This is a genomic window from Sporosarcina sp. Y1004 (genome assembly GCF_057669665.1).
On sequence record NZ_JBYHFQ010000007.1, the window covers coordinates 120299 to 134163 of the forward strand.

Sequence of the window (13865 nt, forward strand, 5' to 3'; positions counted from 1 at the left end):
TTAAATATTGTGGGTATTCTGATTAAAAAGAGTGAAAAGTCCCAATTCTAAAAAAATTGAAGCTGTAAAAAAATGCATTCAGCGATATTTAAACACTGTTTCGATGACTGTAAATAATAGGAGATACTAAAGTAAGATTACATGTTCGTATCGCAATGACAAATAAACACTTAACAAGAGTTACCAGAAGTAGACTCTTTGTTAAGTGCATGATTGTCCATTTTATCCCATTAAAATACCCTAAGAATTAGGTGTTACATTACAGCAAGATTGTTCTGGTTTTGTTGATGCAAGGTTTACACTGCATACACCTGTTTCAGGTAAGTCCAGCTCTACTTTCTTTGCTGATTCATAGTCGCCCGTCAGATAAGCCACGATTGATCGCACTTGTTCATATCCAGTTGCCATTAAAAACGTCGGTGCTCTTCCATAACTCTTCATACCAGCAATATAAAAGTCCTTCTCTGGTTGTCTTAATTCTTTCTCCCCATGGGGACGAACGGTTCCACAACTATGGATGTTGGGATCAATTAACGGAGCCAGTACTGCAGCGCTTTCAGTAGCAGAGTCAATTTGTAATCTGATTTCATTTAAGAATGTGAAATCAGGGCGACTTCCAGTGTTAACAATCAACTCATCTATCCTATCAATAGAAAGGCTTTCACCTTTAAACTTACCAAAAATTTTCAATGAATCATCTTCCATCAAAACTTTTTGAACTTGATATGGCGTATAAACTTTGACACGTCCGGAATTCACCAATTGATGAATTTTCAATCCAAGTTCCCCTCTTGCTTGGAGAGCATCTTTTTCTTCACCCCCATAAGCCTCTTCAACATTACTTTTGCGGAGAATCCAAATGATTTCATTGGAACTGCTTTCATTGAGTTTAGTCAATTCTAGAATTGTATTGATTGCGGAGTGACCACCACCAATTACAGCCACACGTTTACCTGTATATTTCTCTCGGTCTTTACCGTTAATGTCGGGTATCCCATAATGAATATTGTTTTGTAATGAAATTTCTTCCTTCGTCCATACACCATCCGCGTTTACAGGGTTTGGTTGTCCCCATGTTCCTGTTGCATCGATAATAGCTTTTGCCTCAATTTGTTCAGTACTACCATTTTGATCACAGTAAAGAACAAACGGAACATTTTCACGTTTAATTGACTTCATCTTATCCAACCCTTTTTTGCTAACGGCTAACACTTTGGTATTCAAATGAATGTACGGCTGGATTTCCGGTAAACTTGCCATTTTCTTTAAATAATCCTCCACCAATTCCTTTCCTGTTGGCAGCTCATCAGGGGTAGGGGCGTCCCATCCATGTTTTTCAAGTAACTCACGGGCGACTTTGTCAACATTGTATTGCCATGACGAAAATAATTGAACGTGTCCCCACTGAAGTATATGGTTACCAACGTTTCTACCAGATTCCAAAACCAGAAACTGTTCACCTGACTTAGCCAAATGTGCGGCTGCGGCTAATCCAACTGGACCTGCACCAATAATGACGACAGGCAATGAACTCGTTTCTTTTTCGATGAGCTCGATATGCAGTGGCACAGTATTTGTTGAACAACAGTTCCCATTCGTTATTTGTATATTACTTTGTTCTATCATTTTACAGACCTCCTAAGAACAATAAGAGCACACTGAATGAGCTCTTTTGTATTAACAATTATTCGGCACACCAACCATGACAAGTCCGGATTGCTCACCTTCAGTTTCAAAATCCAGTGTTAAATTGCTCAGAAGCCCTAAAGCTAACGTGGAAATGGCAACCTGAATGTCATTTATCAAAGAAACAGTATCCGATTCCTCAGGTTGATCAAGAGATAAACCGATTTGCGGTCCACAGCACCCCTCAATAGCATAGACCCTGAGTCCTTTAGCTTGCTGCTCTTTCAAAAGTGATTGAATATACTCTTTGGCTTCATTTGTGATATTCATTATTTTCTCTCCTTCTTTTTACATCCAGACTAGGCATCGGGGAATATTCTTTTTAATGAGTCTCTCATCGCTGATTTCACATTAATCTTAGGACGAATTGTTTTCACTTTTTCCTCCGCTTCAGCAATTGTGTCCGCTTTGCCAAGGGCTAATAGTGTTCCGATAGCCACAGTACCTGTTCGGTTACTGCCTTCACCGCAATGAAAGAAAACTATCTTTCCATAATTATAAGAGTTGACGACCAAATTGATAGCTTCTTTAACAGATCCATCCTGCTGATCGGCATCATCTACAATCGGACTTTGAATTTGATTTTTATCCGATGAAATATTCGTGGATTCTGCACGTAAATCTACGATTACATCTACTCTTTCATTCTTCATAATATCCACTGCATCATCTGCACTGCCAATAAAAATACCATCAATTAATTCCTGATAATTTTTTGTCGTCATACTTCTTTCACCTCACTCAATGTTGAACTCCAATGTTTCTCACAGAGTACTTAGGATTACTACTGTGCTGTACCTCTAAAATTTTACAGAATAAATTCTTTTAATTTGTTGTAACCAATCTTCTCTTCATGCAACCACGGGATCACTGCACATTGCGAGGCTAATTCATCTTTCACTTTTTTAATCCATTCTATTTCAGAAAGTGCACGCCCTCTTAAGACAAAATCAGTTGTATCCGTTGCGTACAAACTTTGATTAATAATCCACCACTTCGGGTCAATCTGGGCACGTTTAAGGTCTTCCTGTAATCGAGCGGCTTCTAAAACCGGTGTAGCTTCGGCCAAAGTCACAATGACTACACCAGTTTCTGCTGGATTTCGCAAACGTGGAAGAAGCTTCTTCACACTTTCAGATACATCACCATTCGAACGGCTCATTTCTTTGTGATAAGCTTCCGTCGAATCGAGCAACAACAATGTGTGACCGGTCGGGGCAGTATCAATCACGACGATTTCATTTTCCGACTTCTCCACTACTTCCGCAAATGCTCTGAACAACGCGATTTCTTCTGTACATGGCGATTCGAGGTCTTCCTTCAAATACGCAAGCCCTTCTTCATCCAGCCCTTTTCCTGCTGTCGATAGCATTTCCTGCTTATATCTTTCTACTTCAATTTCTGGATTTATGCTGCTAATCGTCAGATTGTCTTTCAAAATACTACCTTCAAACGTGTACGCAATATGGGCTGCTGGGTCTGTTGTAGTCAAGTGTACGCGATGACCTTTCTCAGACAGACCGACCGCAATTGCTGATGCAATCGATGTTTTGCCAACCCCACCTTTACCCATTGTGAAGATTACACGTATGTTTTTCGATGAAAAATCATCGATTACTTTGTTTAAGCCCGGAAGATGAAGCGTTTCTTTGCTAAGACTGTCATCTTCAAACAGGTTAATAGTATAAGAGTTAAATAAGTGCCGGAGGTTATCAACTCCTGTTAATGAATACGACACGAATGGAAGGGAGAACGTCACAACCTGTTTTAATGCTTCGGGTGTTTCCTTCAGTGCACGGCGCTGTCGCGCATAAAACGCGGTTGACACCTCATCTTCGGGACGATGCGTCTGAAGAAGCCCATTAATGATGAGTAACTGATTTTTAATGCCGATTTCATTCAGCTCTGAGGAAGCTCGATTCGCTTCAACTAAAGAAGATACATCTGGACGCGACACCAAAATTAGGGTCGTTTTTTCTGGATTAGAAAGAGACTCAACAGCTTTCGCATACAACTCTTTTTTCTCACCAAGACCCGACAGTGGACCCAAGCAGGAAGCACCGTGTGTACTTTCTTCTAGAAACCCGGTCCACGCAGTTGGTAATTGTAAAAGACGCAGTGTGTGCCCGGTCGGCGCAGTATCAAATAATACATGATCATATTGATTTAACACGTCCTCATCGGACAACAGATGAGAAAATTCATCAAATGCAGCAATTTCAACTGTGCAAGCACCCGATAACTGTTCTTCCATTGTTGCGAGAACAGCATCTGGCAACTTACCCCGATAAGGACCAACAACTTTTTCACGGTATGTTTTCGCTGATGCTTCCGGGTCTATATTGCAAGCAAATAAGTTGGTTACACTCGGAATAGCTATTGGTTCATTCGTCAATTCTACATCGAGGACATCCTGTAAATTTGAAGCAGGATCGGTACTTACTAAAAGTACTTTTTTCCCCTGGTCGGCGAGTGTCACTGCTGTCGCACAAGCTGTAGATGTTTTACCGACACCGCCTTTTCCGGTAAAAAACAAAAATGGGGTTAGTACGGTTTTGTTAGGATTGAATAATGGATACATGGCTATTCCCCCTTATTTGTCAAACTTGACAGAAACACGTACACGTGGTTTATCCTGAAGTTCAGCTGCCTTTACATCAAGCCATTCTGCTAACTCTTCGTTTGTCGGATAGGCACCCACTTTTACAATTTCATGATTAACAAGTATCAGAGGTAGAGCATCTGGTCCTTTTTCAAGAAGCACTTTATTTACTACTGCATTGTCTACAAATGCACCCGGATCATTCCCAAGATTATAGCGCGTAATATCAAATTTCTGCTTTTCAAGTGAATAGACAGCGGATCCGACACGCGTTAATTCTGGATCAACACCTGGTCCGCAGACCCCCGTTGAACAACACATTGCAGGATCAAAAATTTCAACCTTTGTCATTATTAAACAACCCTTTCATTACTACATAATGATATCCTTATTCAATTTGGTAAAGGAAAGCCGGGATGTGAATCCACGGCTTCTTTGACTTATTCACCTGTTTTAGAAAAATGTGCAATCCTTGCACCAATTTCATCGCGTACACGCTGGAAGAATACCCATTTTTCTTCATCTGTTCCCTCTGCTTTTGCAGGGTCATCAAACCCCCAATGCTCACGTTTTACATGGGGTGGTGTCATCGGACACTTGTCAGCAGCATCCCCACAAAGAGTGACGACAAAATCTGCATTATTTAAGATTTGCGGATCAATAATATCTGAAGTTTGAGTAGAAATGTCGATACCAACCTCATTCATAGCTTTTATAGCATTTGGATTAACGCCATGAGCTTCAATCCCAGCACTGAGAACTTCCCATTCTTCACCAAGAACCTTTTTGCCCCACCCTTCAGCCATTTGGCTACGGCATGAGTTACCTGTACATAAGAAATAGAGTGTTTTTTTCGACATAATGAAGATCCCCTTTTGTGTTCTATTGTATGAATGACAACCATAAATACAGTCCGATTAGTGTAATCAGCAGTGTAGGAACTGTTAAGATAATACCGATTTTAAAATAGGTTCCCCAAGAGATTTTTACGCCTTTTTGAGACAATACATGCAACCACAATAAAGTGGCCAAAGAACCGATTGGCGTGATTTTGGGACCTAGATCCGACCCAATGATATTTGCATATATCAAAGCCTCGCGAATAGGACCTGACGTAGTCGTTTCTGATATAGCCAACGCGTTAATCATGACCGTAGGCATATTATTCATAATTGAAGACAATACCGCAGCAATAAAGCCCATCGAAATCGTTGCTACAAAGAGTCCTTGATCGGCTGCCAATTGAATGACGTCACCCAGTACGCCTGTGAGACCGACATTACGCAATCCGTAAACGACAACGTACATCCCAACTGAGAAGAATACGATGGACCAAGGTGCACCTTTAAGGACTTGCTTCGTGTGAACAGCTGGACTCCTTTGAGCCATGGCCATAAAGAATATCGCCGTAATCCCAGCAATAATAGATACAGGCAATCCTGTAAACCCACTAGAGAAATACCCAACGAGTAATACGCTTAAGATCACCCAAGCTAGTCGAAACAACTTTAAATCTTTGATAGCATCCTTCGGTTCTTTTAAATCTGAGACATCATAGTCTTTAGGAATACTTTTACGGAAGAATAACAACAACACTAAAATACTCCCAACTAATGCAAATAAATTTGGGACAATCATTCTAGAGGCATATTCGACAAATCCGATATCGAAAAAGTCTGCTGAAACAATATTAACTAAGTTACTTACTACCAATGGTAACGAAGTCGTATCTGCGATAAAACCACTGGCAATGATGAATGGAAAAATCATCTTTTCACTGAAATTCAAATTGCGTACCATCGCAAGCACAATTGGCGTTAGTATAAGGGCAGCCCCATCGTTTGCGAACAAAGCAGCAACGATCGCTCCAAGAATGCTGACATACACAAACATCCGAATCCCACTGCCTTTAGCCAATCTAGCCATATGTAGGGCAGACCACTCGAAGAAACCAATCTCGTCTAAGATTAATGAGATAATTATGATTGCAACAAAAGCAAGCGTAGCATTCCATACAATACCAGTTACATCGATAACGTCCTGAAAATTAACTACGCCCACTAACAATGCGATTACTGCACCAATACAAGCAGACCATCCAATTGATAAATTTCTAGGCTGCCAAATAACAAAAATAAGTGTGATTATGAAAATCAATGATGCAGTTATAACTGAAACCAACGTTCTTTCTCCTCCTTATTGACAACAAACCCGAAGCCCTTTAACTTCCAGCTCAGCGATTGATTCATTCTGTTCCGGTAGATGTTCAAGGATGCCTTGAATAAACGGGTAATCTTTATGATTCTCATTAATCGAGAAGAAAATCCATTGACCTCTACGTTCTTCTTTCACTAACTCAATATCTCTAAGTTTACGTAAGTGCTGGCTAATCGCCGGCTGACTCATCTTAAAAATCTCAACGAATTCACACACACAGCATTCGTGTGACTTAAGTAACTTCATCATCGTCAAACGAGTTGGATCTCCGAGCAACTTTAATAATTGCGATGCTCGCTGCAGATCAATTGTTCCTGTTGTCATGTATCATCCCTCCACTTCATCATCATTGTATAACCATATGCTTATATGTGCAAGTATGTTTTATACTTCCCTTGAAATTCATTTCTTCCAAAAAGAAGAACAATTTACGCACTCGATTAATTATAGAAATAGAAAAGAAAAACCGCATGGGTATTGACTAAATTTGCACTATTCACTAAATACCTAAAATCAAACACCCTCTAGACCCATTTGTCTTCTTAACAGTTCGAACCACATTGAGTCATAATCTTAATCTATTTTTCCAAATGGGGTCAGCTACGTACTCCAAAGATTTGAACAGTAATTTTTGGGATGACAAAAGGATTAGTTCTTGTCGATAGCAACAAGAACTAATCCTTTTGATTTACTACTTTCACTTCCATGGTATGAGCTTATACTCCAACCACTGAAGAAATCGATTAAAACTCAATCCTAGTAAGGATAAAACCAGTACCCCTACCATAAGCTTCGTTGTAATCATTAAATTACCATAATGTAATACCATTGACCCTATACCATTTTGCGCTGCAATCATTTCTGCAGAGACAAGCAACAGTAGTGACGTCCCTGCAGCAAGTTTTAGACCTGCAAAAATCATCGGAAGTGAGCCAGGTAAAATAACCTTACGAATGAGGTTAAATGGACCCGATCCAAATGTAACTGACGCTTTTATCAAGATAGGATCAACATTCTTTACACCAGAGAACGTATTAATGACGACTGGAAAAAAGACGCCCAATGCGATAATCGTCACTTTTGATAATTCGCCAATACCCAACCATAAGATGAATAACGGCAAAAGAGCGATTTTCGGAATTGGATAAATTGAGTACACAATCGGTGTTCCGATTGCATCTGCCCATTTGGAATAACCAAGGATTAGGCCGATTAAAATACCCAAAATGGATCCAATAACATATCCAACAACAATTCGGTATAGACTTGGAACCAGGTTCTCATAAATTTCGCCACTCACAAGCATTTCCCAACCTGTAATGACAATTGCTGAAGGCGCCGGCAAAAATAAAGGAGAGACAATGTTCAAGCTGCATATAATTTCCCACAGCACAATTAGACCGACTAAACCTAAAAAAGAAGCATAAAGTGGAACTTTTTTATCAAGAAAAGCAACGCGGTTGGTAATTATTTGTCTATGTTTAGTCATTCATTTTCACTCCTTTAGCGCTTCCTCAGCATCTTGACGAATAAGCTGCCAAATATCATCTGCATATTGCTCAAATTTGGCTCTGTGTTGTTCTTCATTTCTTCCCATTTTAGGTAAATCAATCGTAATAATTTCTTTAATCTGTCCCGGATGTCTAGATAAAACAATAACTCGATCCGCTAAATAAACAGCCTCTTGAATGTTGTGTGTCACATAAAGCGTACTCAATTTCGTACGATTCCAAATCGTCAATAACTCCTCTTGCATCAGCGTTCTCGTTTGCGCATCTAATGCAGAAAACGGCTCGTCCATCAGCAGTAAATCCGGTTCAACTGCAAGAGCCCTCGCAATTCCGACTCGCTGTTTCATACCACCGGACAATTGTTTTGGATATGAATCTTTGAATCCAGTTAAACCAACCATATCTATATAAAAATCGCCTTTTTCTTTTTGCTCTTGTTTGCTTACCTTTTTTTCTTCTAATCCATAAATAACATTTTCATAAACGGTACGCCATGGCAGCAAAGCAATCTCCTGAAAAACAATTGCCAAATTCGGCTTCTTTTCCATAACACCTTCAAAATAAACCGTACCACTCGTAGGTGACAATAAGCCGCCGACAATATTTAGAAGCGTCGACTTCCCACAACCACTTGGGCCTACTAAGACAACAAACTCTTTCTCTTCAATAGAAAAGTTTATATTGTCTAACGCCAATACTTCACCTTTTTTCTTATCACCAAACATCTTACTGACATCTTCAATGACGATTTTCATCTATTTCACTTCCCTTGTTCAGCTAAAGCTTCTTCAAGCAATTCCATGTTAACAATGTCGGATGCATCAATCGATGTGTCCACTAACTTCTCTTTCACATACCAATCGATTTGTGTCTGGATATCTGTTTCAAGAAGTTTTCCATCCCGATCCATATAAGGGAGACCTTTTTCAATAATAGCTGGTTCTTGGTCTGTATATTCAGCGATGATAGAAATGACTTCATCATAATTTTCACCCGGTACAATCTCATCGTTTTCTTTTGTTAATACAGCATCATAGTAATATTGTGTTGCTTTTGCATATGCCTTAAGGAAACGTGTAGCGGCATCTTTATTCTCAGCAAAAGCTTGTGAGAAGAAGATTCCAGAAGTTTGATACTCAATCTCTTCTCCTACTTGAGCAATCACTTTACCATAGCCTTCTTCAACGGCAAGAGATACATTTGGTTCATTCAATAAAACAGCATCCACTTGTTTACTCTCTAGCGTATCCATAAGACCCGGAATACTGTTTAGTGGGACTAGTTCGACATCTTTAGTCGTAAGTCCGTATTCTTCCAATAGTCTTCCAGCCATATAATGATATGTAGAACCGGTTTGTGTAATCCCGATCTTTTTACCTTTTAACTCTTCGACGCTTTTCACAGTCGAATCACTTGGCACTAATATGGCAGATGAAGAATAACCTTCCTGCTCTCGCCCTTTATCAGCAACAATAACTAACTTTTCCCCACTCGCAACCATATTGTACAAGCTTGCTGTAATTCCAGTAGCCCCAACAGCAACATCGCCTCCGGCTGTTGCAACTGCAATCGGTTGTGCCGCCTCAAACCATTTTGCTTTGACATCGATTCCCTCATCCTCAAAGAAACCTTTTTCAAGTGCGATAAATAAAGGCGCTGAGCTTGTCAATTTCAGCATTCCGATTTCAATAGGTGCTTGATCAGTACTCTTTTCAGCATCAGAACCTGCTGTTTTTGTCGACTCGCTTTCAGCGCATCCTGCTAGTCCAATTGCTAAAATTAGGACAGTAATAAATGTAAATAAGATTCTTTTCTTCATGTCTTCCTACCTCCAGATTATAATAGTGCAACTCATTTACTTATTGACTCAAAAAACAACAGAAAAAAACCTTAAATAATTGATAAATTCAATAAAAGTCCATTCGCCACTTTTCAAACTCAACTTTCAATACTTTTTAGAATAGCACAAATAAGTACACAATTGTATGTAATATCTGAATTATATCGACTATTTAAAGTTTTCTTAGCAGAAATAGGAGATTTATATATTTCCACATAGTATATGTCTATTTTTCTGATTTCAGTGCAGTATATACAGGTGACTCACAGCTAATTTGTATCATCGGAATTAGAGCTCTTTTATTATTGTACAAATTTATTATTCGATTAGTTTAAAACAAAGAAGAGTTTAATTACTGGGTATTTATACAAGATTTGGCTATCGAAATATCTCTGTTTATCTAACTTATAAATAACAGCCTTCCTCCTTCATGTATTTTCTAACGCAAAGAAGCCAAAGGAACGACAACGTCGCTTCTTTGACTTCACTCATACAGCTATTTACTCAATTGGTTTCTTTGATTTTATGAAAAACATGCAGCAAGCAATAATCACAAAAGCCACTAATGCTAAAAATGGTATTGTAATAAACCCAAACCAATTAATATATTGGGCACTACAAGGCACACCACTCACACACGGCTTGAAGCCTCCAAAGCCTGGTATCTTCTGCTCTAAATAATGCATGAGAGATATGCTTCCCCCAATAAGCGCTAATGGAAGCACGAACTTTTTAACGGAACTATCATTCTGGAAAGTTCCAATCCCTAGTATTAACGCAAGGGGGTACATGAAAATCCGCTGATACCAACATAGCTCACATGGAATAAACCCTTTAATCTCACTGAAGTACAAGCTTCCAAACGTTGCAACAAGTGAGACAACCCAAGCACCATATAATAAAAATCCTTGTGGTGTCGATTTCGCACTTTTATTTCCCATCAGTCATTATCCTTTATCTCTGTTTCTATTGCCGTCTTAATGGCTTCGTAATCAAAGGGATCCTCTATCATTTTCCCATTTATCACAATGGACGGAGTCATGGAGACACCGGCTTCACTTACTAAATCTTCATCGATTTTAACGCTTTCCATAGTCGCTTCCTGTTCAATATCTGTTTTCAACAATGTTTGATCAATCTCAGGGAAACCACTTGCAATTTCAAGAATTCTTTCAGGTGTTATCCATTCTGCATTATGATTTCCAACAGGTTGTGCATCAAACAGCGCTTGATGGAATAACCAATACGCATCGGGGTTCCGCTCATAAACAGATTCAGCGGCAATCGACCCTAAAGTCGATTCTTTACCGTGGAATAGAACGTTCACGAATGAAAATTTAACTTTACCTGTTTCGATATAATCATCTACTAATTTCGGATAAATCATTTCACCCCATGCTTTACATGAAGGGCATTTAAAATCGCCGAATTCAACAACCGTTACAGGGGCATCTTTCTCCCCAAGTGTGGGCTGCCCAGTGACATCGAATTGCTTTATTTCTGTTGGCAATGATTCTTGTTTATTGCTTAGTACTGCGACTGCGGCCAATATCACTACTACCACAAGCGTTAATACAACTACAAATTTCATATTTGAATTCTTATTCTGTTTCATCAAATACCTCTTCTCTATTATTTATCTACGTACTTGTCGATTCGATTTTCGAATTAAATTCCAATACAATTTCATATACATCTCCGGTTATATCTTGCCGGTGAAGAACTCGTTAAACCGGTATGTGCAGAGAATGTGGTTGAAAATGCGAACATTAATATTGCCCAAATTATCCTCTTCATTTCTTCGATTCCTCTCGATAACGGCAATACTAGAGTTGAATCAAAACTTATTGTACAGAATAGCGACACAAAAAGACATTCTATTTAGAAAAAAACACGAATTGTTCACAGCTACTTTATATAAAAACATAAAATTGACACACATATTAGCTGATGCTGAAGATCAAAATTTAAATAAGTTGCTTCTCCATAGAAACAACTTTAATATTTATACCATTTGGTTTATGTACAACTTCCTCATCATAGATACGGTATCCAATTGAACTATATAATTTTATATTTTTAGACACGGTCATTCGAACTTTGCATAGCATCGTAAATATTTCATTTTGTTTTGCATAATCATCTAAAGACTTTAATATTTCTTTCGCAATACCTTGCCCCTGTTTTTCTGGAATAACAGACAACCTATAAAAATAAACACCTTTATCTTCTAATCGAAAACGCACCATCCCTGCCGGCTCATCATCAATATAACTAATGAAAGCCTGTTCACCATTTTCTAACGCTGTTGATATAGTTTGTACCGTTTCCTCTAAAGCACTAGATGGGGGTATTTCGTCTTTATATTCCATAAACGCTTTAATCATCAAGTCGTGAATTATTGATGCATCAGATCTTTCTGCAAGTCTAATTTTCATAGTAATCCTCTCTTCCCTTTTATAAATATACAATTAAGTTAATTTTTACACAAATAATGAAATATGCCTTAAAGAAATATGAACCTCCCACGACTGAAGTCACGGGTTTCAGGGTTGGTGCTATCGCACATTGACCACTTGAGGCTGGGAACACACAGCCGCTATACCGTTAGCGAATGCTTTCGGCACTACTTTTCTTAGGATGTTTGCTGCACCATTAACATCTGCATTTATTAAAAAATTATTTTTAGTACGGTAAATACCGCGTTTTAATCTTTTCCCACTGAATACTTGTTTGACATTGTTCCCCAATTTGTAGGTTGGAATAATGTCATTATCTAGAAAACTAGCCTGCGATGTGTAGCTTTCTTCAGTTACAATCACCGAAATACCCTCGGCATTCGCTTTGTAAGTAATTAATTCTATTAGCAATGAGTGAGGTACTTGAACGAAGTTTTGATTATTTCTTTTCCCTAATTCGATTTTTTGTTTCCAACCCACATTTTTACCGATGACAATCGTATCAATGTTATTTCCCACCGCTATTCGTACGATATTGAAACTAACTTTATGGAAAAAGTCTTTGATTTGTCTATGTCTTGCGGAATCTAATTTCACTAATTTTTTTGAATAGAAATGACCTTCTTTTGGTTTTTTTCCATTACGAAGAGCCGCGTAGTAGTAAGCACGCATTTTGTTGTACCACTGATTGATAGATTTAACTTTACCGCCTTTAAAAAGGACTGGAACGTGCTCTGTATTAAAAACTAGCGCTGCAATGTTATCAAGACCTAAATCGATACTCATGCATCGTTCCATTTTGGTAGATATTTGTTTTTTCAACTCAATTAAAAACACTAATTCAACAGTAAAACAATTGTGCTTGGGTATGATTCTCACTTGTTGAAACTTACCTTTGAAATTTGCTAACTTACCAATATTTATTTTTTTTTTAGTTTTTGGGAAGCTTAGATATTTACCGTCTTTAATTTTGCAAATTTGATTCGATAGGATTGATTCTTTTCTGCTTCCTTTTGATAGGTAACCAGGAATAGAAGGTCTTCCTTGATATTTCCCTGGATTCTTTTTGAAGTCTTTCAAACTTGCGAAAAAACTAGTCCAATTTTGCACGACATTTCTAAGAACTTGTTGATTTATCTGACCTGGCAATGAATAATAGTCTTTTTGTTTAATTGTTTTAAATAGACAATCAAGAAAATTGTAACCTAAGAAGGATTTTTCTTTTGAAGGCAGCTCAAATAGATTTACCTTTATTTCTTTTTGTTCGTCTCTTGGTTTCATTTGTTCTTTTTCTAATTTTTTCAGATAAGCTTTTTGTTGATTGACATTCATTTTATTGATGTTATCAAGAATCACTTTTATTACTTCTTGTTGTAAAGGTTGTAATACACCTTCATTGTTTAAAGTAGTATAAACTTGCCTGATAAAGAAGTTTGTCGTGTTATATAGGTTATTACTATTTAGACAAAGTTCATCGAAATAAGTATACATTTTATGGCCATTTTTAATGTTGATTTGAAAAGTTCGATATTCTTTATTCGGCTCCATAG

15 protein-coding genes are annotated in these 13865 nt (G+C 38.1%); all 15 read right to left on the bottom strand.

What is annotated here, in order from left to right; genetic code table 11:
- Positions 1–240: 240 nt before the first annotated feature.
- Positions 241–1626: an NAD(P)-binding domain-containing protein gene (locus AC25Y6_RS07380; RefSeq protein ID WP_488142522.1), complete on the bottom strand. Its 1386-nt coding sequence runs from the start codon at positions 1624–1626 to the stop codon at positions 241–243.
- Positions 1627–1677: 51 nt separating this feature from the next.
- Complete coding sequence (locus AC25Y6_RS07385) at positions 1678–1956, bottom strand: HesB/IscA family protein (protein ID WP_488142523.1); 279 nt, start codon at positions 1954–1956, stop codon at positions 1678–1680.
- 29 nt (positions 1957–1985) lie between these two features.
- Entirely contained in the window at positions 1986–2411 is a 426-nt protein-coding gene (locus AC25Y6_RS07390; RefSeq protein WP_488142524.1) for a protein-tyrosine phosphatase family protein, read from the bottom strand.
- Positions 2412–2494: 83 nt separating this feature from the next.
- Positions 2495–4267 (bottom strand): arsenical pump-driving ATPase, encoded by a 1773-nt coding sequence (arsA, locus tag AC25Y6_RS07395; protein WP_488142525.1) that lies wholly within the window; start codon positions 4265–4267, stop codon positions 2495–2497.
- Positions 4268–4279: 12 nt separating this feature from the next.
- Positions 4280–4639 carry an arsenite efflux transporter metallochaperone ArsD gene (arsD, locus tag AC25Y6_RS07400; protein ID WP_488142526.1) on the bottom strand — a complete coding sequence of 120 codons (360 nt, stop codon included), beginning with the start codon at positions 4637–4639 and terminating at the stop codon, positions 4280–4282.
- Between the two features lie 89 nt (positions 4640–4728).
- On the bottom strand, positions 4729–5148 hold the full coding sequence (gene arsC, locus AC25Y6_RS07405) for an arsenate reductase (thioredoxin) (protein ID WP_488142527.1): 420 nt from the start codon (positions 5146–5148) through the stop codon (positions 4729–4731).
- A gap of 22 nt (positions 5149–5170) precedes the next feature.
- Positions 5171–6469, bottom strand: a complete 1299-nt coding sequence (locus AC25Y6_RS07410) for an arsenic transporter (RefSeq protein ID WP_488142528.1) — start codon at positions 6467–6469, stop codon at positions 5171–5173.
- A gap of 15 nt (positions 6470–6484) precedes the next feature.
- Positions 6485–6829: an ArsR/SmtB family transcription factor gene (locus AC25Y6_RS07415; RefSeq protein ID WP_482104604.1), complete on the bottom strand. Its 345-nt coding sequence runs from the start codon at positions 6827–6829 to the stop codon at positions 6485–6487.
- 373 nt (positions 6830–7202) lie between these two features.
- A complete protein-coding gene (locus AC25Y6_RS07420; RefSeq protein WP_488142529.1) occupies positions 7203–7994 on the bottom strand; it encodes an ABC transporter permease in 792 nt (263 codons plus the stop codon).
- Positions 7995–8000: 6 nt separating this feature from the next.
- Entirely contained in the window at positions 8001–8771 is a 771-nt protein-coding gene (locus AC25Y6_RS07425) for an ABC transporter ATP-binding protein (RefSeq protein ID WP_482102903.1), read from the bottom strand.
- Positions 8772–8776: 5 nt separating this feature from the next.
- The gene (locus AC25Y6_RS07430) at positions 8777–9835 is read right to left on the bottom strand and encodes an ABC transporter substrate-binding protein (RefSeq protein WP_488142530.1); all 1059 of its coding nucleotides are present in this window, start codon (positions 9833–9835) and stop codon (positions 8777–8779) included.
- Between the two features lie 521 nt (positions 9836–10356).
- Complete coding sequence (locus tag AC25Y6_RS07435) at positions 10357–10797, bottom strand: disulfide oxidoreductase (protein ID WP_488142531.1); 441 nt, start codon at positions 10795–10797, stop codon at positions 10357–10359.
- Positions 10797–11471 carry a DsbA family protein gene (locus AC25Y6_RS07440; protein WP_488142532.1) on the bottom strand — a complete coding sequence of 225 codons (675 nt, stop codon included), beginning with the start codon at positions 11469–11471 and terminating at the stop codon, positions 10797–10799. Before AC25Y6_RS07440 ends, AC25Y6_RS07435 begins: the two co-directional genes overlap by 1 nt.
- A 352-nt stretch (positions 11472–11823) precedes the next feature.
- Positions 11824–12294, bottom strand: coding sequence for a GNAT family N-acetyltransferase (locus AC25Y6_RS07445; protein ID WP_488142533.1), 471 nt, complete (start codon positions 12292–12294; stop codon positions 11824–11826).
- A 120-nt stretch (positions 12295–12414) separates the two neighbouring features.
- Positions 12415–13863 carry an RNA-guided endonuclease InsQ/TnpB family protein gene (locus AC25Y6_RS07450; protein WP_488142534.1) on the bottom strand — a complete coding sequence of 483 codons (1449 nt, stop codon included), beginning with the start codon at positions 13861–13863 and terminating at the stop codon, positions 12415–12417.
- Positions 13864–13865 lie beyond the last annotated feature (2 nt).

What these genes read in the sequence shown, in the direction of transcription:
- AC25Y6_RS07380 (WP_488142522.1), bottom strand. Translation starts at nt 1,626, where the DNA reads ATGATAGAACAAAGTAATATACAAATAACGAATGGGAACTGTTGTTCA.
- AC25Y6_RS07385 (WP_488142523.1), bottom strand. Translation starts at nt 1,956, where the DNA reads ATGAATATCACAAATGAAGCCAAAGAGTATATTCAATCACTTTTGAAA.
- AC25Y6_RS07390 (WP_488142524.1), bottom strand. Translation starts at nt 2,411, where the DNA reads ATGACGACAAAAAATTATCAGGAATTAATTGATGGTATTTTTATTGGC.
- arsA (WP_488142525.1), bottom strand. Translation starts at nt 4,267, where the DNA reads ATGTATCCATTATTCAATCCTAACAAAACCGTACTAACCCCATTTTTG.
- arsD (WP_488142526.1), bottom strand. Translation starts at nt 4,639, where the DNA reads ATGACAAAGGTTGAAATTTTTGATCCTGCAATGTGTTGTTCAACGGGG.
- arsC (WP_488142527.1), bottom strand. Translation starts at nt 5,148, where the DNA reads ATGTCGAAAAAAACACTCTATTTCTTATGTACAGGTAACTCATGCCGT.
- AC25Y6_RS07415 (WP_482104604.1), bottom strand. Translation starts at nt 6,829, where the DNA reads ATGACAACAGGAACAATTGATCTGCAGCGAGCATCGCAATTATTAAAG.
- AC25Y6_RS07420 (WP_488142529.1), bottom strand. Translation starts at nt 7,994, where the DNA reads ATGACTAAACATAGACAAATAATTACCAACCGCGTTGCTTTTCTTGAT.
- AC25Y6_RS07425 (WP_482102903.1), bottom strand. Translation starts at nt 8,771, where the DNA reads ATGAAAATCGTCATTGAAGATGTCAGTAAGATGTTTGGTGATAAGAAA.
- AC25Y6_RS07430 (WP_488142530.1), bottom strand. Translation starts at nt 9,835, where the DNA reads ATGAAGAAAAGAATCTTATTTACATTTATTACTGTCCTAATTTTAGCA.
- AC25Y6_RS07435 (WP_488142531.1), bottom strand. Translation starts at nt 10,797, where the DNA reads ATGGGAAATAAAAGTGCGAAATCGACACCACAAGGATTTTTATTATAT.
- AC25Y6_RS07440 (WP_488142532.1), bottom strand. Translation starts at nt 11,471, where the DNA reads ATGAAACAGAATAAGAATTCAAATATGAAATTTGTAGTTGTATTAACG.
- AC25Y6_RS07445 (WP_488142533.1), bottom strand. Translation starts at nt 12,294, where the DNA reads ATGAAAATTAGACTTGCAGAAAGATCTGATGCATCAATAATTCACGAC.
- AC25Y6_RS07450 (WP_488142534.1), bottom strand. Translation starts at nt 13,863, where the DNA reads ATGGAGCCGAATAAAGAATATCGAACTTTTCAAATCAACATTAAAAAT.